The organism is Sphingomonas aurea (genome assembly GCF_030678875.1).
Taxonomy (GTDB): Bacteria; Pseudomonadota; Alphaproteobacteria; order Sphingomonadales; family Sphingomonadaceae; genus Sphingomonas; species Sphingomonas aurea.
Map to the genome: position 1 here is coordinate 101340 of NZ_JAUUDS010000001.1, position 21208 is coordinate 122547.

The following is a 21208-nucleotide window of genomic DNA, read 5'->3' on the forward strand; positions in this document are numbered from 1 at the left end:
GCTTCCCCGTGACCATCACGCCGCTCATGCCCGTCTACCCACGGTGCGGGGTGCGTCCGGTCCGAGGCGAGGGCGTCTATCTTTATGGCGAGGATGGGCAGCAGTATCTCGACTTCGCCAGCGGCATCGCGGTCAACGCGCTCGGCCACGGCCACCCGCATCTGGTGAAGGCGATCGCCGATCAGGCGGCGACGCTGATGCACGTTTCCAACCTGTACGGCAGCCCCCAGGGCGAGCATCTGGCGCAGCGACTGGTCGATGCGACCTTTGCCGACACGGTGTTCTTCACCAATTCGGGGGCCGAGGCGGTGGAGTGCGCGATCAAGACCGCGCGCCGCTTCCACCATGCCGATGGCCATCCCGAGCGGCACACGCTCATCACCTTCAACAACGCATTCCATGGCCGCACGCTCGGCACGATCTCTGCGACCAACCAAGCCAAGATGCGTGACGGGTTCGAGCCGCTGCTGCCCGGCTTCGCCTATGCGCCGTTCAACGATCTCGACGCCGCGCTGGCGCTGATCGACGACAACACCGCCGGTTTCCTGGTCGAGCCGATCCAGGGTGAGGGCGGCCTGATGGCGGGGACCGAGGCGTTCCTGAAGGGCCTGCGCGCCGCCTGCGACGAGCGCGGGCTGCTGCTGGTGTTGGACGAGGTGCAGTGCGGATATGGCCGCACCGGCAAGTTCTTCGCGCACGAGCTGTACGGGATTACGCCCGACATCATGGCGGTAGCCAAGGGGATCGGCGGCGGCTTCCCGCTCGGCGCCTGTCTCGCGACCGAGCATGCCGCCAAGGGGATGGTCGCGGGCACGCACGGGTCGACCTATGGCGGCAACCCGCTGGCGATGGCGGCGGGCGAGGCGGTGCTCGACGTGCTGATGGGCGAGGGGTTCCTCGACCATGTCACACAGATGGGCGAGCGGCTGCGTCAGTCACTGGAGCAGATGATCCCCAACCATGACCATCTGTTCGCCGAGGTGCGCGGGCATGGGCTGATGCTGGGGCTGAAGCTGAAGCTGAAGACCGACAGCCGCCGCTTCGTCGCGCACTGCCGCGATCACCACGGGCTGCTGACGGTGGCGGCGGGCGACAATGTCATGCGCGTGCTGCCGCCGCTGGTGATCGACGAGAGCCATATCGCCGAGTTCACGCAGAAACTGTCCGAGGCGGCACGGGTCTATGTGCCCGTCGCGGACGATTGACCAGAAGATCCTCCCCGCTTGGCGGGGAGGGGGACCAGCCGCAGGCTGGTGGAGGGGGAAAGCCACAGGCGGCACGTGCGTGGAGGCGCCCCTCCACCACCGGCTCCGCCGGCGGTCCCCCTCCCCGCGAAGCGGGGAGGAGCTGATACCATGCGCCATTTCCTGAATCTTTCTGATGCCGGTGCCGATGGCATCGCCGCGATGCTGGCCGATGCGATCGACCGCAAGGCGGCGCGCGCCGGGTGGCCCAAGGGGCGCGCCGATGCCGATGCGCCCCTTGCCGGCCATGTCCTCGCCTGCGTGTTCGAGAAGAATTCGACCCGCACCCGCGTGTCATTCGACATGGCGATCCGGCAGCTCGGTGGCAGTTCGATCGTGCTCGACGGCGGCACGATGCAGCTGGGCCGGGGCGAGAGCGTCGCCGACACCGCGCGCGTCCTGTCCGGCTATGTCGACGCGATCATGATCCGCACCGACGATCATGCCAAGCTGGAGGAGATGGCGCATTACGCGACCGTCCCCGTCATCAACGGCCTGACCGATGCGTCGCACCCGTGCCAGATCATGGCCGACCTGCTGACCATCATCGAGAGCGGCAAGAGCCTGCCCGGACTGAAGGTCGCGTGGCTGGGCGACGGCAACAACGTGCTCGCCTCGATCGTCGAGGCGGCCGGGCTGATGCAGTTCGACGTGGTCGCCGCCTGCCCGCCGGGCTTCCATCCCGAGGAGGAAGCGATCGTACGTGCCTCCGGCCGCGCCCGCGTGGTCGCCGACCCGCGCGAGGCGGTGGAGGATGCCGACATCGTCGTCACCGACACCTGGATCTCGATGGGACAGGCGCAGGCCGACACCAAGCTGAAGGCGCTCGGCCCCTATCAGGTCGACAGCAGCTTCATGGCGCTGGCCAAGCCCGATGCCAAGTTCCTGCACTGCCTGCCCGCGCACCGCGGCGAGGAGGTGACCGCCGAGGTGATCGACGGGCCGCAGTCGCTGATCTGGCCCGAGGCGGAGAACCGCCTGCACGCGCAGAAGAGCGTGCTGCGCTGGTGCTTCGGGCAGATCGGTTGAGTTGCCGGCGTCACTTCCTACATCCGTCATGCCAGCGCAGGCTGGCATCTCTTTTCACCAGGCGCGCGCTTGCGGCATGAGACCTCGGCCCTGACCGGGGTGACGAGGATGCTATGACCACGACTACCGACCTCGACCGGGCGCTCGGCTTTACCATCACCGCGCGTCACGCGCGCGGGCGTGTCGTGCGGCTGGGACCGGCGATGCGCGCGGTGCTGTCGGCGCACAACTATCCGCCCGTGATCGAGGCGCTGCTCGCCGAGGCGCTGACGCTGTGCGCGCTGATGGGATCGACGCTGAAGGACGAGGCCGGTCAGCTGACGATGCAGACCCGAACCGACGCTGGCGTCGTCCAGCTCCTCGTCTGCGACTATCGCGGTGGCGAGGTTCGGGGCTATGTACAGTATGACGCCGCGAAGCTGGCCGAAGCCCCCGAGCAGCCGACCCTGTTCGCGCTGTTCGGCCAGGGCTATCTGGCGATCACCTTCGATCTGGCGACCAGCGGCGAGCGGTATCAGGGCATCGTGCCGCTCGACGGCGAGACGCTGGCGGCGGCGGCGCAGAGCTATTTCATCCAGTCCGAGCAGATCCCGACGCTGGTCCGGGTCGGCTTCGAGCGGGACGCGGATGGCCGCATCGCGGTGGCGGGCGGGCTGCTGCTCCAGCACCTGCCCGAAGGCGAGGACGGACGCGAGCGGCTGCATACGAAGCTCGACCATCCCGAGTGGGAGCATGTCGCGGCACTCGGCCAGACGATGGGGGCGGACGAACTGGCCGATTCCCAGGTTCCGCTGGAGACGCTGGTCTGGCGGCTGTTCAACGAGGAGGAGGAGGTGCGCGTCACCGCGTCGACCGCGCTGTCGCGCGGCTGTCGCTGCACGCCGGACCATATCCTGGGCGTGCTGGCGAAGTTCGGGGTCGAGGAGCGGCGCGAGATGGCGGACGAGGGCGGGTTGATCCAGGTCGACTGTGCCTTCTGCGCGACGCTGTTCCCGGTCGTGGCGGAGACGCTGGAACCCGCCTGAGCAGTATTAAGGTTGAAAATGCGCGCAATGCGCATTTTGCGGTGCCAGCCCGCTCCCCCACCCCGCCTCCCACACGGTATCCTTGATGGGTGGCGGGGTGGGGGAGCGGGCTGGCACCGCCTCGAAACTCCCTTCCGCGAGTTTCCGAAGGGACTCTTAACGTCTTGGTAAGGATGTTTGCCGTAATGCTGTGCAGTGCCTTGAACCGGCACGCTTATCTCCCTTGATGGGCTTCGGCCCGACAAACACCTAGAGGGTCGCGATCCGTCGCGGCCCTTTCTTTTTGGCCGTGCTTGCCCTAGCGGACGGCGGATCATGAACGATCAGACTTTCGCGGTCGTGCTGCTTTCGGGCGGGCTCGACTCCATGGTGGCCGCCGCCCGCGCGCGCGCGGCCGGTCACCGCCTTCTCGCCCTGTCGTTGAACTACAACCAGCGTCATCAGGTCGAACTGGCGGCCGCGCGGCGCGTCGCGCAGGCGCTGGGCGCCGAGCGGCACATCGTCATGCCGATGGACCTTTCGGCATTCGGCGGATCGGCGCTGACCGCCGACATCGCCGTGCCGAAGGACGGCGTGGGCGAGGGCATTCCGGTCACCTATGTCCCGGCGCGCAACACCATCTTCCTGTCGCTGGCGCTAGGCTGGGCAGAGGCGGCAGGCGCGCGCGACCTGTATATCGGCGTCAACGCGCTCGATTATTCGGGCTATCCCGATTGCCGGCCGGAGTTCATCGCCGCGTTCGAGGGACTGGCGGAACTGGCGACCAAGGCCGGGGTGGAGGGGCAGCCGTTCCGCATCCACGCGCCGCTCCAGCACATGAGCAAGGCCGATATCGTCCGTGAGGGCGTGCGGATGGGGCTCGATCTGGGGCTCAGCTGGTCGTGCTACGATCCGGCGCCGGGCGGGCTGCACTGCGGGCTGTGCGACAGTTGCCGGCTGCGTGCCAAGGGCTTCGACGAGGCCGGCGTCCCCGATCCGACCGGCTATGCGGTGCGGCCCTGAGGCGATGAGCTACGCCGTCAAGGAGATGTTCCTGACCCTGCAGGGTGAAGGGGTGCAGGCCGGACGGCGGGCGGTTTTCGTGCGCTTCGCCGGCTGCAACCTGTGGTCGGGGCGCGAGCAGGATCGGGCGACGGCGCAGTGCCGCTTCTGCGACACGGATTTCGTCGGCACCGACGGGCTGGGCGGCGGCCGCTTCGCCGATGCGGCGGCGCTGGTCGCGGCGGTGGCGGCGTTCTGGGGCTTGGACCGGGAGCGCCGCTTCGTGGTGCTGACCGGGGGCGAGCCGATGTTGCAGGTCGACGACGCGCTGGTCGCGGCGTTGCACGCGGCGGGGTTCATGATCGCGATCGAGAGCAACGGCACACTCGCGGCGCATCCCGGCATAGACTGGGTGTGCATCAGCCCCAAGGCGGGGACGCAGGTGGTGCAGCGGCGTGGCGACGAGCTGAAACTCGTCTGGCCGCAGGCGGCGATCGATCCGGTCGCGCTGGAGGCGTGGGACTTCGCCAACCTGCTGCTCCAGCCGCTCGACGAGGCGGGCGCCGGCAGTGCGCACGAGCAGGCGTGCATCGATCTGGTGATGGCGCGCCCGCGCTGGCGGCTGTCGTTGCAGACGCACAAGATGCTGGGGCTGCGATAGGCGGCCGATCGCGCGGCCAGACCGTTCCGTCATGCCGGGACGAGCCCGGCGTGACGGTGGTTTCAGGACTTAACGGCTCGACGCCATTTGCGTTGCGCTTGGCCCCCACGCGATCGGGCCGCACTTCTTGACGACCCACTCGCCCTTCTTGCTCCAGCAGATCGGGTCGAGGCGGGGCAGGGCGACCGGGGTCGCGTTGATGTAGCGCGAGAAGCGCTGCTCGCCGTACGGGACCAGGCTGTTGCGCAGCTCGCGCATCCGCGCCACCGCGACATCGCCGAGCGTGCCGCGCGGCGCGAACAGCGCGTCGCGGCCGATCGAGCCTGCGGCCCGGCAGAACCCGTATTGCGAGGCGACGGTGGCGAAGCTGGAATAGGTCCGCGTGCCGTACTGGTCGAGCGCGGCCAGCCCTTCCTTCTTGGTCTTGGCGTTGCGCAGGAAATATTTGTTCAGCGTGTCCCACGCCGAATTCAGCTCGTCCTTATGGTCGAGCAGCGCGGCATTGTAGTTGCCGACGGTCAGCAGCGACGGTTCGAACTGGCATTGCAGCGCAGCGACGTTCAGCGCCGAGCGCATCGTCCAGACCAGGCCGGCGCGGCGCTCCTCCGGCGTGGCGCCGGGCAGGGTCTGCATGATGCCGGGCTCGTCGCCCTGTACCGGCGCGCCGGCATAATCGTGATGCTGGAGGAAGAACTGGGCCGAGGCCGGCGTCGACGCCATGCCCATCATCGCTGCGGCCCCCACTGCCGCCCACAAACGCACGCTATTCACCTGAACTGTCCTCCCCGAAGGAACCTCTTCCGAAGGAATCTAAAGCATTTCGCCGGACTGTGCAGCCGATTTCGCCCCGTGCTGACGCCGAACCGTTAACCGCACGCGGCCAACCGCCCGTCGCATCCGTAACGGTCTGCGCGAAGCACGGCCCCGAACGCAAAGAGGCCGCCCGGTCGCCCGGACGGCCTCTTCGTCATGGATAATCCCTCAGGGGATTACATCATGTTGTTGGTCATCATGGTGTCGTTCGACATCATCGTGTCGTTCGCCATCATGGTGTCGTTGGCCATCATGCCACCGTTCATGGTGCCGTCGACGGCAGTCATGTTGTCGGTCATGGTGTCCATGCCCTCGGTGGTGTTCATGTCGGTGACCATCGTGTTGTCGGTGGTGGTCTCGGTCTTCGGACCGCAGGCCGCAACGGCCAGCGCGGCGCCGGCGATCAGCGAGCCGGTCAGAACCTTGGAGATGATTGCACGCATTGGAAGCTCCCTAGTATAGAGGATTTGGCAGGCTATCGATCGCCCTTTGAGACCCAAATCGACGTGAACGTTAACCGGATAACGCGGGGCCCTCAAGTCTCGTTTTGTCCGGGACAAGAAAGAGTTTGGAGGAACCCTGACAGCGTCAACGCCAGGGCGGCGTCGAAAGTTGCCATATCCGACACATTTCCCAGCGCCGACAAGCTGGTAACCGGAAAATCCGGTAGCCCGCACGGTACGATTCCACCGAAATGCGACAGGTCGGGCGCGACGTTGACCGAGAAGCCGTGGAGCGTCACCCAGCGCCGCACCCGCACCCCGATGGCGCCGATCTTCGCCTCGCGTCCCGCCGCGTCCATCGTCCAGATGCCGACCCGGCCGGGTGCGCGGAACGCCGCGAGGTCGAGGCGCGCCAGCGCGGCGATCACCCATCCTTCCAGCGCGTGGACGAAGCAGCGGACGTCGCGCCCCCGTGCATTCAGGTCGAGTACCAGATAGCCGACGCGCTGGCCCGGTCCGTGATAGGTATAGCGGCCGCCGCGCCCGGCCGGAACGACCGGAAAGCGCGGATCGACCAGCTCGGCCGGGTCGGCGCTGGTGCCCGCGGTATAGACCGGCGGATGTTCCAGCAGCCAGACCAGCTCGCGCTCCTCACCCGCCGCGACCGCCGCGGCGCGCGCCTCCATCGCCGCCAGCGCCTCGGCATAGGGGGTCAGGCCGGGCGTCACGCGCCACTCGGGCGCGGGCAGGGCGAAGTCGGTTTCGGTCATGCGCGATCATCTGGCCGCTGGGCGGCGGCGGCGCAACAGTTGGCGTCGGCGGCGGTGCTCGGCTATCGACGCAGTTCGTTGGGGGAAGGGAAGGGAATCACATGGTCAGGATGGGCAATGTCTGGGACCGGACGGTGGAGGTGCTGCGCGGCCGCGCGGCGATACTGGGGCCGATCGCCGCGGCTGCGATCTTCCTGCCGGCCATCGTGAACAATGCGGTGGCCGCCTTCGTCACGCCGGGATCGCGCGGCGTCGCGCTGCTGGCGATGGTGGTCGCGCTGGGCGTGCTGGTCGCCAACGTCTGGGGCCAACTGGCGATGCTGGCGGTGGCGACGCATCCTGCCACCACCCGCGCCGACGCGACCCGGCAGGCGACGCAGCGGCTGCTGCCCGCACTCGGCGCGCTCTTCGTACTCGCGGTGATCTTCGCGCTGGCGATCGTGCCGCCGATGATCGCCCTGGTGCGTGCGGGCGTCGACCTGACCAACCGCGCCGCGGTCCAGTCGATGCCTGCGGGGATCGCCGGGTTCGTCGGCCTCTACTCGCTGGTGCTGCTGGTGGTCATTCTGTTCATCGGCGCGCGGCTCATCCTGCTCAACCCGGTCGTGCTGAACGAGCGGCGCGGGGTCGGCGCGCTCATGCGCTCGGTGCGGCTGACCAAGGGAATGACGTTCCGCATCGTCGGGCTGATGATCCTGTTCGGCATCGTCGTGCTGATCCCGACCATGGCGGTCCAGTCGATCGTCGGCCTGGTGTTCCGCCTGATCCTGGGCGCAAACGGCATTCCGGTGACGGTGTTCGTCGCCTCGGCGGCGGGAGCGGCCGTGACGACGGTGTTCACGGTGGTCGCCGCTGCCTTTACCGCGCAGCTCTATGTCGCGGCGGTGGCGGAGGAAGAGGTCGCCTGATCGCCTGCCGGCCGGGTGGGGACCGCGGCCAGCAGCGGGATCTGGGGCGCGGCATCGGGCGGCAGGATGCCGGTGACGCGCGGGTCGGCGAACGTCTCGACCGTTCGCCCGACCGCGACGAAGCCGTGGCGGCGATAGAAGGAGAGCGCGGCCGGATGGTCGAGCGTGCAGGTATGCACCCAGACCCGGACGATGCCCTTCGTCCAGGCGCGCGCCAGCGCCTCTGCCATCAGCCAGCCGCCATGGCCCTTTCCGGCGAGCTCGGGAACCAGCCCGACATAGGACAGCTCGCATGTGCCGCTGGTGCGGAAGTCGAGTTCCAGCATGCCGACTTCGATCCCGGCCGGATCGACCACGGCGAAGATCTGGACTGCGGGATCCTGGACGATCGCGATCAGGGTCGCATCGTCCATGACCAGGCGCGAGAACCACAGCCATGGCGCGCCCACACGGCGGAACAGCGTACGGTAATGTGCGGGCGCGGGCCGCTCCCACCGGACCAGCCGCAGCGGCGAGGATGGCGTCGGCCGGAGGGGCGGCCGGCGGCCCATCTCCAGCGTCGTGACGATCGTCGCGACCTGATCGTCGGGCACCGGGATCAGTCCCATGTCGCCACCGGCGGCAGGCTCATCAGGATCGCGTCGACATTGCCGCCCGTCTTCAGCCCGAACAGCGTGCCGCGATCGTAGACGAGGTTGAACTCGGCATAGCGCCCCCGCCACGCGCGCTGCGTCGCCAGATCCTCCGGCGTGAAGGGCGTATCCACCCGCCGACGGACGATACGCGGGTAGATGTCGAGAAACGCCTCGCCGACCGCGCGGGTGAAGGCGAAGTTGGTGTCGAAATCGCCCTCCAGATGATCGTAGAAGATGCCGCCGACCCCGCGATGCACCTGACGGTGGGGAATGTAGAAATACTCGTCCGCCCATTGCTTGTAGCGGGGATAGTCGCCCGCGCCGGGGTGCGCCTCGCACGCCGCCTGAAATGCCGCGTGGAAATCGCGCGTGTCGTCTGCGACGGGCAGGGGCGGGTTCAGGTCGGCGCCGCCGCCGAACCAGCGCTTCGTCGTCACCAGGAAGCGGGTGTTCATGTGGACGGCGGGGACGTGCGGATTGGCCATGTGCGCGACCAGGCTGATCCCGGTGGCGAAGAAGCGCGGGTCCTCGGCGGCGCCATTGATGGTGCGGGCGAAATCACCTTCGAACGTGCCGGCGACGGTCGAGACGTTGACGCCGACCTTCTCGAACACCCGGCCCTTCATCACCCCGCGTACCCCGCCGCCGCCCGGCTCGCCCGACGGATCGACGCGGTCCCAGGCGATATAGTCGAACGCCGCGTCCGATCCCACCTCGCGCTCGATCGCCTCGAATGCCGCGCAGATCCGGTCGCGCAGCGATTCGAACCATGTGCGGGCGGCGCGTTGCTGGTCGTCATGCTCAATCATGACGGTGCCGCTAGCAAATCGGGGCGCGGCAGGGGAGTGGGGCCGATCGTCCTACCATCCCGTCTGCCGCCGCGCCTCCGCCAGGACGATGCCGGCCGCCATCGCGACGTTGAGCGACCGGAAACCGGGGCGCATCGGGATGCGGACCCGCAGGTCGGCGCGCGCGTGGACCGATGGCGGGACGCCTGCGCCCTCCGATCCTAGCAGCAGGATATCGTCCGATCTGAACGCGGTATCGGGCATGTCTGCCGCGCCTGTGGAGGTCAGCAGCACGATCCGTCCGCTCGCCTGCGCCACGAATGCGTCCCAGTCGGCATGCCGAACCACGTCGGCGCGGGCTGCATAGTCCATCCCCGCCCGCGCGAGCGCCCGGTCGCCGAAGGGAAAGCCCATCGGCTCGATCAGGTCGACGCCCGCACCCAGGCAGGCGGCAGTGCGCAGGATCGTCCCGACATTGCCGGCGATGTCGGGCTGGTACAGGGCGACGCGCATGGCCCCGTATAACGCCGCCGTCACCGCTCGCCAAAATGCTGTTGGCAAATCGGACCCCTCGCGGCTAACAGGGCCATCAAGGCCAGCCGTGGGGACGGCATCCGGCCGGCGGGCGCGCTTTTTCAACGCGTCGGGCAACCCCCGTGTTCAGGGCAAGGGTACAGGTGAATGGCGACTGTCGAAGATCAGCTTCCCCCGGGCGAGGACCCGGCGCTCCTTCAGGAAGAGGTCCATGACCCGCGCCGCCGCGACTTCATCAACATCGCTGCCGTGTCCTTCGCGGGTGTCGGCGCGGTGGCGATCGTGCTGCCGCTGGTCAACCAGATGAACCCGTCCGCCGACGTGCTGGCGCAGTCGTCGACCGAGATCGACATCTCGAAGATCGCACCCGGTCAGGCGATCAAGTCGTCGTTCCGCAAGCAGCCGCTGTTCGTGCGCAACCTGACCCCGGCGGAGATCGCCGAGGCCAACAAGGTGCCGCTGAGCGAGCTGCGCGATCCGCAGACGCTGGCCGAGCGGACCAAGCCCGGCAAGGAGAACTGGCTCATCACGCTGGGCGTCTGCACCCATCTCGGCTGCGTGCCGCTGGGCGCGGGCGAGGGCGAGAACAAGGGGCCGTTCGGCGGCTATTTCTGCCCGTGCCACGGTTCGGCCTATGACACGGCGGCGCGCATCCGGCAGGGACCAGCGCCGCTGAACCTGCACGTTCCCGATTATACGTTCAATTCCGACACCGTCGTGACGGTGGGTTGAGGTAGCGCAGATGAGCTTTCCCTGGGCCAAGCATTATGAGCCGAAGCAGCCGCTGATGCGGTGGCTGGACGAGAAGCTTCCCGTCCCGCGCCTCGTCTACAACGCGGTTGGCGCCGGTTATCCGGTGCCGCGCAACCTCAACTATTTCTGGAACTTCGGCGTGCTCGCCGGCGCCGCGCTCGGTATCCAGATCATCACCGGCATCGTGCTGGCGATGCACTATGCCGCCAATGCGGGCGTCGCCTTCGGCTCGGTCGAGGGGATCATGCGCGACGTGAACGCGGGCTGGTTCCTGCGCTACGCGCACGCCAACGGCGCGTCGATGTTCCTGCTGGTCGTCTATATCCACATCGCCCGCGGCCTCTATTACGGCTCGTACAAGGCGCCGCGCGAGATGGTGTGGCTGCTCGGCGTCGTCATCTTCCTGCTGATGATGGCGACGGCGTTCATGGGCTATGTGCTCCCCTGGGGGCAGATGAGCTTCTGGGGTGCGCAGGTCATCACCGGCTTCTTCTCGGCGATCCCGCTGGTGGGCGAGACGATCCGCGTCTGGCTGCTCGGCGGCTACGCGCCGGACAATGCTGCGCTGAACCGCTTCTTCTCGCTCCACTATCTGCTGCCGTTCGTGATCGCGGGCGTCATCATCCTGCACATCTGGGCGCTGCATATCCCGGGTTCGAACAACCCGACCGGCGTCGACGTTAAGGGCGAGCAGGACACGGTGCCGTTCCACCCCTATTATACCGCCAAGGACGCGGTCGGGCTGGGCGTGTTCATGCTGCTGTTCGCGCTGCTGCTGTTCTTCAGCCCGAACCTGCTGGGTCATCCGGACAATTATATCGAGGCGAACCCGCTCTCGACGCCCGCGCACATCGTGCCCGAATGGTATTTCCTGCCCTTCTACGCGATCCTGAAGAGCTTCACCGCGGATTTCATCCTGCCGGCCAAGCTGTGGGGCGTGCTGGCGATGTTCGGCTCGATCCTGCTGCTGTTCTTCCTGCCCTGGCTGGACAGCTCGCCGGTGCGCTCGGCCAACTACCGGCCGAAGTATCGCGGCTTCCTGATCGTGCTGCTGTTCGATGTCATCCTGCTGGGTTATGTCGGCGGGGCGGAGGCGAACGCGCGCAACGTGATCCTGGGGCAGATCGCCAGCGGATATTACTTCGCCCACTTCCTCATCATCCTGCCGTGGGTGTCGCGGTCGGAGCGGCCGCGGCCGCTGCCCGGCTCGATCACCGAAGCGGTGCTGGCCAAGCATGGCGGCACCAGCCCGGCGCAGACCGCCCTGGCGTCGAACTGAGACCATAAGGACAGACACGGACATGGTTCGCGCAATCTCGACCCTGGTCGGCCTCGCCTTTGTCGGCGTGCTGGCGCTCGCGCTGTTCTTCACCGCGAAGGACGCCATCCAGAACCCGGCGCCGGAGGCGGCCGAGCATGAGTTCCACCTGCATCCCCGCGATGCGGCGCTGTCCTCGGCGGGCTATTTCGGTACGTTCGACCGCCGCCAGGTGCAGCGCGGCTTCCAGGTGTACAAGGAGGTCTGCGCCGCCTGTCACAGCCTGAAGTACGTCGCATTCCGCGACCTTAAGGAAATCGGCTATACCGAGGCCGAGGTGAAGGCGATCGCCAACCAGTGGGTGATCGAGCAGCCCTCGATCAATCCGGACACGGGCGAGGCGACGACGCGCAAGAATGTGGCGTCGGATCACTTCCCGTCGCCCTTCGCCAACGAGGTCGCCGCGCGCGCCGCGAACAACAACGCGCTGCCGCCCGACCTGTCGCTGATGACCAAGGCGCGTCATGACGGGGCGAACTACGTCTTCTCGCTGGTGGGCAAGGGCGCGTATCGCCCCCAGCCGGCCGAGCTGGTCGAGAAGTTCCCCGGCGCGAAGACGCCGGAGGGGCTGCACTACAACCCCTACTTCGCGAACCTGAACATCGCGATGCCGCCGCCGCTGACGTCGGACGGGCAGGTGACCTATACCGACGGGACTGCCGCGACCCACGACCAGATGGCCAAGGATGTCGCCGCGTTCCTGACCTGGACCGCCGAACCGAAGCTGGAATCGCGCCACGCGGCAGGCTTCGCCTCGGTGATCTTCATCGCGATCTTCTGCTTCCTTGCCTGGGGCGCCTATCAGAACGTTTGGCGCGACGTGAAGCATTGATCGACGGTCGGCAGGCGCCGGCTGCATCGTCGAAAAATCGGGGAAGGGCGGCGCCGCGGCGTCGCCCTTTTTCGCGTTCGGAACACGCGACGAACATCGCTCGTTTCACCTTTCACGAGCGGCGCGTCCCTGCCGCGAGCCTCGAAGTATCGGGAGGTTCCATGTTTCTGAAACGTATCGGTCTGACCGGCCTGTTGGTTGGCTTGGGTATCGCCACCACCGCCTGCACGGACGGTTATGGCTATAGCGGCGTCAATGTCGGGATCGGCAGCGCCGGTTATTATGACGGCTATGGCGACGGCTATAATTATGCCGGCTACGGCTATCCGGGATATGGCTATGGCTACGCGCCGAGCTATTTCGGCTGGTACGGCGACTATTATTATCCGGGTACCGGCATCTACGTCTATGATCGCAGCCGCCAGCGCTATCGCTGGAACGACGGGCAGCGCCGCTACTGGGAAGGTCGCCGCGGCAGCTATCGCGGCAACGCGCAGATCCGCGACAACTGGGCAGATTTCCGCCGCGATGTCCGGCGGGAGCGGCGCGACTATCGTGGCGACCTGCGCGACAATCGCCAAGCGTACCGTGACGGCACGATCGACCGCAGCCAGGCGCGCGCCGGACGGCGGGAGGCGCGGCGGGAGTATCGCCAGGATACCGGGCAGGCGTTCCGGGAAACCCGGCGCGAGAACCGCGCGATCCGCCAGGGTATGCCGCCAGGCCAGCGGGCGTTTCGCGGCGGTCGGCCAGGCGGCGGTCGCCGGCAGATCCCGTAGGAGGATGGCGATCGGCGCGCGGGCGCCGGTCAGTCCGCCGGGCGGGTGGCGATCATGACGGTGGAGACGAAGGTCATCACCGGCGCATCGTCCTGATTGAAGACGGTCATGCGGCTCTTGCAGAAGCCCAGTTCCGGGCGACTGGCCGACGCCCGGGTGTCGATCACCTCGGTCTCGCAACGCAGCGTGTCACCGGGATAGACCGGTTTCAGCCAGCGCAGTTCGTCGATCCCGGGCGAGCCGAGCCCCGCCTCCTGCCGATGCTTCAGATCGGCGACGATCATCGCCATCGTCATAGCGCACGTGTGCCAGCCGCTGGCCGACAGCCGCCCGAAATGGGTCTGCGCTGCCGCTTCGTCGGACAGGTGAAAGGGTTGCGGATCATAACGGCTGGCGAACGCGATCACCTCGTCACGGTCGACCAGATGGTGGCCGAAACTGGCGCGGTCGCCGACCTTCACATCCTCGAAATAGCGCATCGTCGCTCCCCGCCCTCGGCCGATGGCAGAGGTGCCAGAGCCGGGATCAACGATACCGGCGCCCGAGGTCCTGCTTCAAGCCCCCCAACCGCGTGACACGCCCATTCACGCACACTGGTGCGCCGAGCAGTCGCATCCAGCATGATGCGCCGTTCGCCGGCCGGAGTTCCACGTCGATGGAGAAGCCACGCCGGTGCCGGATCACATAGCTGCGCAGCCGCTTCATCGTGGCGCGCGATTCGTCGGCGTAGCAGCGGAGCGAGTCAGACCTGTCCACCACGCTGCCCCGCGGCAGGGCGAACAGGTCATAGACGGGATCGGACCATTCGAGGCGCTGATCGCGCAGGTCGCAGCACCAGCGGCCGATGCCACGCGCCGCCAGCTTCTCGATCGTCGCAGAGGACGGCGCGAGGACGGGGGGCTTCTTAGGTAATGCCAAGGTCGATTAGCCCGGTCTCGGCCATGATCGGCCAGCTGTGATGCAGGGCCAGCGGCTCGGTTGCCCTCATCGAGACGGGTGCTTCATCGCGCCATCAGGGTTGCGGACCCGCTAAGAAATCGAGTCGATCCACGTCGGAAGGTCAGCGAGGCGATCGAGTCGGCAGAAGCGGGGATGATCGGCGGGCGCGGTGGCCTGTTCGTGGCTCCAGGCCAGAGGCTGCGGGATATAGGCCGCCCAGGCTCCGGCGGACAGCGCCGGCAGCACGTCCGACCGCATCGAATCGCCAGCCATCACCGCCCGCTCCGGCGCCACGTCGTAGCGCGCGAACAGCCGTTGGAAGGTGTCGGCGGTCTTGTCGCTGACGATCTCGACGCCGGTGAACCGCTCGCCCAGCCCAGAGGCGGCGAGTTTCGCCTCCTGGTGGAACAGGTCGCCCTTCGTCACCAATACCAGCCTGCCGCGCGTCGCCAGGGCGTCCAGCGTCGCCTCTATCCCATCGAGCAGTTCGACCGGATGGGCGAGCAGGCGGCGCCCGGCGGCGAGGATGTCGGCGATGACGGTGACCGGCAGGGCGTCACCACCCAGCTCGATCGCCGTCTCGATCATCGCCAGCGTGAAGCTCTTCGCGCCATAGCCGTACTGCGGCAGGTTGCGGATCTCGCATGCTTCCAGTGCCGCACGTGCGACGGGTTCGTCCGCGAACGGCGCCAGCATCGCTGCCAGCGCCGCCTGCGTCTCGGCGAAGAAGCGCATGTTATGCCAGAGCGTGTCATCGGCATCGAGGCAGATGAGGTCGATCGGCATCGGCGCGCGCCCGCTCAGACGTTGAAGCGGAAGAGGAGCACGTCGCCATCCTGCACGACATACTCCTTGCCCTCGGCACGCAGCTTGCCGGCATCGCGGGCACCGGTTTCACCCTTGCAGGTGACATAGTCGGCAAAGGCGATCGTCTCGGCACGGATAAAGCCGCGCTCGAAATCGGAGTGGATGGCGCCGGCCGCCTGCGGAGCCTTGGCGCCGACGTCGACGGTCCAGGCGCGCGCTTCCTTCGGCCCTACGGTGAAGAAGGTGAGCAGGTGCAGCAGCTTGTACCCGGCACGAATGACGCGGGCGAGCCCGGTTTCGGACAGGCCCAGCTCGGCCAGGAATTCGCCGCGATCCTCGGCCGGCATGGTCGCGATCTCCGCCTCGATCGCGGCGGAGACGACGACCGCCTCGGCCCCCTCGGCGGCGGCCTTGGCGAAGACGCGTGCGCTGTGCGCGTTGCCCTCCGCCGCATTCGCCTCGTCGACGTTGCAGACGTAGAGGACGGGCTTGGCGGTCAGCAGCTGCGCCTGCGCGAACAGGCGCTGTTCCTCGGGATCGGTGACCGGGGTCAGCCTTGCGGGCTTGCCGTCGCGCAACAGCTCGAGCGCGCGGCCGAGCACGGTGGCGGCCGCCTTCGCCTCCTTGTCGCCCTGCTGACCTTTCTTGGTCAGATTGGGGACGCGCTTCTCGAGGCTCTCGAGGTCGGAGAGCATCAGCTCGGTCTCGACCGTCTCGGCGTCGGCGATCGGATCGACCTTACCCTCGACGTGCGTCACGTCGCCATCCTCGAAGCAGCGCAGGACATGGACGATCGCGTCCACTTCGCGGATATTGCCGAGGAACTGGTTGCCCAGCCCCTCGCCCTTCGACGCACCGCGGACCAGTCCGGCGATGTCGACGAACGCCAGCTGCGTCTCGATGATCTTGGCCGACCCCGCGATGGCGGCGAGCGCCTGCAGCCGATCGTCGGGCACGGCGACGTTGCCGACGTTCGGCTCGATCGTGCAGAACGGATAATTGGCGGCCTGGGCCGCAGCCGTCTCGGTCAGTGCATTAAAGAGGGTGGACTTGCCCACGTTGGGCAGGCCCACGATGCCGCAGCGGAAACCCATGGTCGTTCCTGGAAGAGGGGAGTTGCCCTCCCTCTAGCCGCCACGAGCCCGCCGCTCAACGCATCAGATCACGCCCAGGTAATTGGCCGCGGCCCAGACCGGCAGGCCGATCGCCGCCGCGGTCGAGACCGCACAAAGGGCAAAGCCGGTATATTCCACCATCGGCGGATTGGGGCGCCCCGCGCGCTTGTTGCGCTCCGCGCCCGACAGCACGAAACTGGCCAACACTCCATAGGTCGCGACCGCCACTTCAACCACTTGATGATCCTCGCTCGTCAGGTGCGCCCCCCCGGCCGCACCGCTTCATGCCCATCGGCCATTAACCATCACCGCGAACGGGTATCAATCCGGTTAATGCCGCAGGTGCGAAGACCGCGACGAGTGGTGTCGCTCAGCGGTAATTGAAGCTGACGCTGATCCGTTCGCCCCCGGCGCCCGCCTTGCCGGCATGCGGCACGACCTCGTGCCGCAACCAGCTTTCCCAGAGGAGCAGCGTGCCCGCGTCCGGCATGATCGTCTCGAAGCTGCGCATCCCCTCCGGCGCGTCGGGGCGCCGCGTGGGGGCGGCCATCATCATCGGCAGGCGCGGATCCTCCAGCTTCAGCCCACCCGAGCCCGGCGGCACCGCGACATAGACGGTGCCCGACACCACGCTGTGCGGATGGATGTGGGCGCCGTGATGCCCGCCGGCGCGCAGCACATTGACCCACAGGCTGTCGAGCTTCAGCCGCTTGCCGCCAAGTTCGAAAGCGGCCGCATCCGCAAAGCGCGCGACGTGGCGGTCGAGGACGCGGCGCAGGTCTTCGAATACCGGATCGCGGCGCGGCAGGTCGTTCAACGAGGCATAGGAGGTATAGCCGCGATAGCCGTGTTCACGCGACCAGCGCCGGCCGGCGCCGTCATCCTGGGCCAGTGCGCGGCAGCTATGGTCGAGGTCGGCGACCAGCGTCGGATCGATCGCCTCCCGATAGAGGAGGGTGGGGAAGAGCTGCCGGATCGTCATCGGCCCCGCGTGCCGGGGCGGGAGGGTCGCGTCAATCGCGATGCGCGGCGACGGCGCGGACCATAGCGGAGATCATCGGCCGGACCTCGGCCGGGCCGACCAGCGCCGCGGCGGCGGCATGAGCAGCGGCGAGGCGATCGGCGCGGACCAGCCGCCACAGGCCGAGCACCACCGCCTCCGTTTCCTCGACGGTCGAGTGGCAGGGACGCTGAAAGACGAGCGTATCCGTCGACCCGCGATCGAGCGAGCGCATCGCATCGTCGAACGACCCGGCCTCTGGTGTCGGGGCAGGGGAGGCGCCGGCGAACGTCAGTGCATGGACCCAGCGGCGCATCCCGGCGAGCAGCCGCGCTTCGAACGCGGGCAGTTGGGCAACGGGACGGTCGATCAGGTCGTACATGGAGCAGGTTCCGACGCTAATGAGAATGCCTCTCACTACAAGATGTCAGGTGGCCGGTCAATGCAGTTGGTCGCTTCGACGGGGCGTCTGGCGGACCGATCGTGTCAATTGCGATCGACTGTCAACTGGATGGTAAGTCTGGCGGGCGTAAGGGTGGTGAATGTCGATCGATGATCCCTTCACTCGCCTGCACGAGCATCAGCGCCGTGCGCTGAACGTCCTGACCCGCGTGAGCGAAGCGATCGATGCGGAGCGCGACCAGGCGAGCATCGACCTGCGCGCCGAAATGGCCGTGGTGCTGCGCGACTATCAGATATTCAAGCATGAGGACGTGTTCGATCCCGCGATATCGTCCGGCAGTGCCGAGCGGGTCGATCTGGGCCGCAAGATGAAAATCGAGTGCATCGGCGCGGGTGAAGCGGTCCGCAGCCATCTTCAGCGCTGGAAGGAAGGGGCGGTGGCGGCCGATCCTGCCACCTATCGCGCCGCTGCCCACCTGACGCTGAATGCGCTTCGCCGCCATATCGCGCGCGAAGAAGAGGGCATCACCCGCCTGCTGACGCTGTTGGCGCAGGAAGCGCGCGCAGCGGCGTAAACTCGCTGGGGTCGGAGCGGGTTTGGCTCAGACATCAAAACGCCGACCGCGCAGGGGAGTCCCTGTCGCGGTCGGCGTTTTCATTCGTCCCGGCGAGTGGAGCCCGCCGTGGATCGATCAGGCGGCGGCAGGCTCGAAATGGCCGCACCAGTCGCTGGCCTCCACCTTCGGCCACACACCGGCGGTGTCGCCGCTCGGCTGGCTGATCGGCGGGTTGTAACGGCAGAGGCCGAGTTCGGCGCTCTGCTCGCTGTCGAAGAACTTGCACTTGGCGCAAGCGGCGGTGCCGGCGGTGGTGAGGGCCATGATGTATCTCCGTGGCTGAGTTGTTGTCTGCTGAACGGCAAGTAAGCCGAGAAAGTTCCCGAAACAACAATAAACAACTGTTGCGATCAACTCTCACGCAAGATGCGAACAAGTCTCATTTCGCTAAGTCTATCTGCAATTCACTCTCAACTGTAGAAGAGTTGAGAACGACTATCACTTGCGTCGTCGGTCAGCCCAGCCGCAGGGCGACGTCGTTCATGAAGCGCACGTCGTCGCCGGCGGCCAGCCATGCCGCCTCCGCCGCCACGGCGCCCAGCATCGCGGCCAGCGGATCGATCTCGTCCCGGGCGTAATTGCCCAGGACATAGCCATGGACCCGGTCCTTGTGGCCGGGATGGCCGATGCCGAGCCGCACCCGCCGATAGTCCGGACCGCAGTGGCGGTCGGTCGAGCGCAGGCCGTTGTGCCCGGCCGCGCCGCCGCCGGTCTTCACCTTCACCCGGAACGGCGCCAGATCGAGTTCGTCGTGGAACACGGTCAAGGCGTCGATGCCCAGCTTGTAGAAGCGCAGCGCCTCGCCGATCGCGCGGCCGCTCTCGTTCATGAAGGTCGCGGGCTTCAGCAACAGGATCTTGTGCGCGCCGATCCGCCCCTCCTGCGTCCAGCCCTGGAACTGCTTGCGGACGGGGCCGAACCCGTGAACCTCTGCGATCGCATCGGCGGCCATGAAGCCGACATTGTGGCGCTGCATCGCATATTGCGCGCCCGGATTGCCGAGCCCGGCCCAGATCTGCATCGCGTCGCCCTTCTTTCCCTGTCCCAACGAAAAGGGGCAGGGGAGCGTTGCCGCCACCCTGCCCCCGCACGCTCCGATCCCATGGGGATCAGGCGTTCGCGTCGTCCTCGTCCGTCTCGGCAGCAGCCTCGGCCGACTCGGCGGCCTGCGTCTCGGCGACCTCGGCATCGGCCGCTTCGTCCTGCGCGGTCGGGACGGTCGGCGGCACGATCGTGGCGATCGCGAAGTCGCGATCCTCGATCGCCGGCGTCGCACCCTTGGGCAGCGTCACGTCCGAGATGTGGATCGAGTCGCCGATCTCACGACCCTTCAGCGAGATGGTCAGTTCGCTGGGGATGTCGGCCGCGTCGACCACCAGCTCGACCTCGTGGCGGGTGATGTTGAGCACGCCGCCCTGCTTGATGCCGCGGCACTGGTCCTCGTCCGCGAACACGACCGGCACGGCGACCGTCACGGTCGAATGCTCGCCGATGCGCAGGAAGTCGACATGGGTCGGGCGGTCGGTGACCGGGTGGAAGGCGACGTCCTTGGGCAGGGTGCGCTCACCGCCGACCATCACCACCGAATTGAAGAAGTGGCCGGTCATCAGCGCCTTGACCAGCGCCTTCTCTTCCAGGTGAACCGACGTCGGTTCCTTGTTCTGGCCGTAGATCACGGCGGGGACGCGGCCATCACGACGCAGCGCCCGGGAGGCTCCCTTGCCAACCCGGTCACGCGTCTCGGCTGCGAGCGTCAGCGTGTCGCTCATGGTAATTCTCCGAAACTCGTTGCAGAATTTCCGGACACGCCTCCAGGGATGACCATGGCCGGAAGCGGGCGCGCATAGCCGGATGGGGGAGAAAGCGCAACTCCTCGCCGGTACGGGGAGGAGCTAGTATTTCACCCGCTTCGCCTTGATCCCCTGCCGCGCCAGCTGCGCCTGCACCGAGTCCGGCCCCGCCAGATGGCCCGAGCCGACGGCGATGAATATCGTGCCCGGCTGCTGCATGCGCTGGCCGATCCACTGCGCCCACCGCTTGTTGCGGTCGACCAGCAGGACCCGGGCGACCTCCGGCGAGTCCTTCAGACTGTCGTTCATCTCGGCGGCGAGCGCGTCGGGGCGGCCGTGCGCCCAGTCGTCGACCATCTTGCCGATCGTCGTGTCAACCTTGGGCAGTTCGTCGAGCGAGCTGGTCAGCATCTCCAGCTGCGCCTGGTCAGACAGGCTGCTGAAATAGCCGAGCTGCTGCTCCGGCGTCTCGAGCCCGCGCACCGGCTTGCCGGCGGCTTTCGCCGCCTGGGTCAGGACCGACTCGGGCGCATTGTCGGTTTCATAGCCTTGCTTGCTGACCGGGCCGATCGACAGCTGGGTCGCTGCCAGCCAGGGCTGGAACCCGTCGAACGCATTGCCCGGCAGCCCGGCGGCGGTTACCGCCGCGGTGAAGGCGGCGCGCTTGTCGGCGGGAATGCGCTCGGTCAGCGGCGGGGTGCCCGGCTTCGCGGTTCCGGCCGCCCGCACCAGCCCGGCCATCGCCGCGGGATCGGGCAGCACCGTTTCCAGCACCAGCTCGCCCGAGCGGTCGAACGCGGCCTTCACCGCCTCGTCGAACCAGCTGAGGCCGGGTTTCAGGACGTGGATGGTGCCGAACAGGTAGATGGTCGTGTCCTTGTCGCGCACCACCCACAAGGCGGGGTCGGCGTCGGTCGCCGCATTCGCCTGCTGCGCTGCCGGCGTCTTCGCGCAGGCCGGCAGCGCCAGGAACATCGACAGCGCCGAGGCGGCGGCGCGGAAAGGGCGGGTCAGGCGCAAGGTCT

General features: G+C 67.5%; 28 protein-coding genes. 11 read left to right on the forward strand and 17 right to left on the reverse strand.

What is annotated here, in order from left to right:
* Positions 1-8: 8 nt before the first annotated feature.
* From Q5H91_RS00520 to queE, 5 genes are all read left to right on the forward strand, one after another.
* Positions 9-1205, forward strand: a complete 1197-nt coding sequence (locus Q5H91_RS00520) for an aspartate aminotransferase family protein (RefSeq protein WP_305171274.1) — start codon at positions 9-11, stop codon at positions 1203-1205.
* Between the two features lie 150 nt (positions 1206-1355).
* On the forward strand, positions 1356-2273 hold the full coding sequence (gene argF, locus Q5H91_RS00525; RefSeq protein ID WP_305171275.1) for an ornithine carbamoyltransferase: 918 nt from the start codon (positions 1356-1358) through the stop codon (positions 2271-2273).
* 113 nt (positions 2274-2386) lie between these two features.
* A complete protein-coding gene (gene hslO, locus Q5H91_RS00530) occupies positions 2387-3298 on the forward strand; it encodes an Hsp33 family molecular chaperone HslO (protein WP_305171276.1) in 912 nt (303 codons plus the stop codon).
* 315 nt (positions 3299-3613) lie between these two features.
* The gene (gene queC, locus Q5H91_RS00535) at positions 3614-4300 is read left to right on the forward strand and encodes a 7-cyano-7-deazaguanine synthase QueC (RefSeq protein ID WP_305171277.1); all 687 of its coding nucleotides are present in this window, start codon (positions 3614-3616) and stop codon (positions 4298-4300) included.
* 4 nt (positions 4301-4304) lie between these two features.
* The gene (gene queE, locus Q5H91_RS00540; RefSeq protein ID WP_305171278.1) at positions 4305-4940 is read left to right on the forward strand and encodes a 7-carboxy-7-deazaguanine synthase; all 636 of its coding nucleotides are present in this window, start codon (positions 4305-4307) and stop codon (positions 4938-4940) included.
* 69 nt (positions 4941-5009) lie between these two features.
* On the opposite strand, the gene Q5H91_RS00545 is transcribed toward queE, so the two are convergent.
* From Q5H91_RS00545 to lipB, 3 genes are all read right to left on the reverse strand, one after another.
* Positions 5010-5711: a hypothetical protein gene (locus Q5H91_RS00545; protein ID WP_305171279.1), complete on the reverse strand. Its 702-nt coding sequence runs from the start codon at positions 5709-5711 to the stop codon at positions 5010-5012.
* A 218-nt stretch (positions 5712-5929) separates the two neighbouring features.
* A complete protein-coding gene (locus Q5H91_RS00550) occupies positions 5930-6196 on the reverse strand; it encodes a hypothetical protein (protein ID WP_305171280.1) in 267 nt (88 codons plus the stop codon).
* A gap of 92 nt (positions 6197-6288) precedes the next feature.
* Positions 6289-6966 carry a lipoyl(octanoyl) transferase LipB gene (lipB, locus tag Q5H91_RS00555; RefSeq protein WP_305171281.1) on the reverse strand — a complete coding sequence of 226 codons (678 nt, stop codon included), beginning with the start codon at positions 6964-6966 and terminating at the stop codon, positions 6289-6291.
* A 110-nt stretch (positions 6967-7076) separates the two neighbouring features.
* Here lipB and Q5H91_RS00560 point away from each other — a divergent pair, with 110 nt between their 5' ends.
* Positions 7077-7874 carry a DUF7847 domain-containing protein gene (locus Q5H91_RS00560; protein WP_305171282.1) on the forward strand — a complete coding sequence of 266 codons (798 nt, stop codon included), beginning with the start codon at positions 7077-7079 and terminating at the stop codon, positions 7872-7874.
* Here Q5H91_RS00560 and Q5H91_RS00565 read toward each other — a convergent pair.
* From Q5H91_RS00565 to Q5H91_RS00575, 3 genes are read right to left on the reverse strand one after another with little or no spacing between them, the layout of a single operon-like run.
* On the reverse strand, positions 7838-8482 hold the full coding sequence (locus tag Q5H91_RS00565) for a GNAT family N-acetyltransferase (RefSeq protein WP_305171283.1): 645 nt from the start codon (positions 8480-8482) through the stop codon (positions 7838-7840). The two genes, Q5H91_RS00560 and Q5H91_RS00565, sit on opposite strands and share 37 nt — an antisense overlap.
* On the reverse strand, positions 8473-9318 hold the full coding sequence (gene hemF, locus Q5H91_RS00570) for an oxygen-dependent coproporphyrinogen oxidase (protein ID WP_305171284.1): 846 nt from the start codon (positions 9316-9318) through the stop codon (positions 8473-8475). The genes Q5H91_RS00565 and hemF overlap by 10 nt, the downstream gene beginning before the upstream one ends.
* Before the next feature lie 51 nt (positions 9319-9369).
* The gene (locus Q5H91_RS00575; RefSeq protein WP_305171285.1) at positions 9370-9810 is read right to left on the reverse strand and encodes a tRNA (cytidine(34)-2'-O)-methyltransferase; all 441 of its coding nucleotides are present in this window, start codon (positions 9808-9810) and stop codon (positions 9370-9372) included.
* A 168-nt stretch (positions 9811-9978) separates the two neighbouring features.
* Here Q5H91_RS00575 and petA point away from each other — a divergent pair, with 168 nt between their 5' ends.
* The 4 genes from petA (at position 9979) to Q5H91_RS00595 (ending at position 13513) form a co-directional block, all read left to right on the forward strand.
* Entirely contained in the window at positions 9979-10563 is a 585-nt protein-coding gene (gene petA / locus Q5H91_RS00580) for a ubiquinol-cytochrome c reductase iron-sulfur subunit (protein WP_305171286.1), read from the forward strand.
* Between the two features lie 10 nt (positions 10564-10573).
* Positions 10574-11863, forward strand: a complete 1290-nt coding sequence (locus Q5H91_RS00585; RefSeq protein ID WP_305171287.1) for a cytochrome b — start codon at positions 10574-10576, stop codon at positions 11861-11863.
* A 22-nt stretch (positions 11864-11885) separates the two neighbouring features.
* Positions 11886-12734 (forward strand): cytochrome c1, encoded by an 849-nt coding sequence (locus Q5H91_RS00590; RefSeq protein WP_305171288.1) that lies wholly within the window; start codon positions 11886-11888, stop codon positions 12732-12734.
* 161 nt (positions 12735-12895) lie between these two features.
* The gene (locus Q5H91_RS00595; RefSeq protein WP_305171289.1) at positions 12896-13513 is read left to right on the forward strand and encodes a hypothetical protein; all 618 of its coding nucleotides are present in this window, start codon (positions 12896-12898) and stop codon (positions 13511-13513) included.
* A 29-nt stretch (positions 13514-13542) separates the two neighbouring features.
* On the opposite strand, the gene Q5H91_RS00600 is transcribed toward Q5H91_RS00595, so the two are convergent.
* From Q5H91_RS00600 to Q5H91_RS00630, 7 genes are all read right to left on the reverse strand, one after another.
* Positions 13543-13992, reverse strand: coding sequence for a MaoC family dehydratase (locus tag Q5H91_RS00600; protein WP_305171290.1), 450 nt, complete (start codon positions 13990-13992; stop codon positions 13543-13545).
* Positions 13993-14038: 46 nt separating this feature from the next.
* Entirely contained in the window at positions 14039-14431 is a 393-nt protein-coding gene (locus Q5H91_RS00605) for a hypothetical protein (RefSeq protein WP_305171291.1), read from the reverse strand.
* A 111-nt stretch (positions 14432-14542) separates the two neighbouring features.
* Complete coding sequence (locus Q5H91_RS00610) at positions 14543-15238, reverse strand: HAD family hydrolase (protein ID WP_305171292.1); 696 nt, start codon at positions 15236-15238, stop codon at positions 14543-14545.
* Positions 15239-15252: 14 nt separating this feature from the next.
* Positions 15253-16353, reverse strand: a complete 1101-nt coding sequence (gene ychF / locus Q5H91_RS00615; protein WP_305171293.1) for a redox-regulated ATPase YchF — start codon at positions 16351-16353, stop codon at positions 15253-15255.
* Between the two features lie 63 nt (positions 16354-16416).
* Positions 16417-16611, reverse strand: a complete 195-nt coding sequence (locus Q5H91_RS00620; protein WP_305171294.1) for a hypothetical protein — start codon at positions 16609-16611, stop codon at positions 16417-16419.
* Positions 16612-16744: 133 nt separating this feature from the next.
* Complete coding sequence (locus tag Q5H91_RS00625; RefSeq protein WP_305171295.1) at positions 16745-17356, reverse strand: TIGR02466 family protein; 612 nt, start codon at positions 17354-17356, stop codon at positions 16745-16747.
* Positions 17357-17387: 31 nt separating this feature from the next.
* Complete coding sequence (locus Q5H91_RS00630; RefSeq protein ID WP_305171296.1) at positions 17388-17756, reverse strand: hypothetical protein; 369 nt, start codon at positions 17754-17756, stop codon at positions 17388-17390.
* A 160-nt stretch (positions 17757-17916) separates the two neighbouring features.
* Between Q5H91_RS00630 and Q5H91_RS00635 the strand changes: the two genes are divergently transcribed.
* A complete protein-coding gene (locus Q5H91_RS00635; protein WP_305171297.1) occupies positions 17917-18351 on the forward strand; it encodes a hemerythrin domain-containing protein in 435 nt (144 codons plus the stop codon).
* 117 nt (positions 18352-18468) lie between these two features.
* Here the strand turns inward: Q5H91_RS00635 and Q5H91_RS00640 are convergent, their stop codons facing one another.
* From Q5H91_RS00640 to Q5H91_RS00655, 4 genes are all read right to left on the reverse strand, one after another.
* On the reverse strand, positions 18469-18657 hold the full coding sequence (locus Q5H91_RS00640) for a hypothetical protein (protein WP_305171298.1): 189 nt from the start codon (positions 18655-18657) through the stop codon (positions 18469-18471).
* Positions 18658-18847: 190 nt separating this feature from the next.
* A complete protein-coding gene (gene pth, locus Q5H91_RS00645) occupies positions 18848-19414 on the reverse strand; it encodes an aminoacyl-tRNA hydrolase (RefSeq protein ID WP_305171299.1) in 567 nt (188 codons plus the stop codon).
* Between the two features lie 88 nt (positions 19415-19502).
* Positions 19503-20162, reverse strand: a complete 660-nt coding sequence (locus tag Q5H91_RS00650; RefSeq protein WP_305171300.1) for a 50S ribosomal protein L25/general stress protein Ctc — start codon at positions 20160-20162, stop codon at positions 19503-19505.
* 123 nt (positions 20163-20285) lie between these two features.
* On the reverse strand, positions 20286-21203 hold the full coding sequence (locus Q5H91_RS00655) for a TraB/GumN family protein (protein ID WP_305171301.1): 918 nt from the start codon (positions 21201-21203) through the stop codon (positions 20286-20288).
* Positions 21204-21208: the final 5 nt, after the last annotated feature.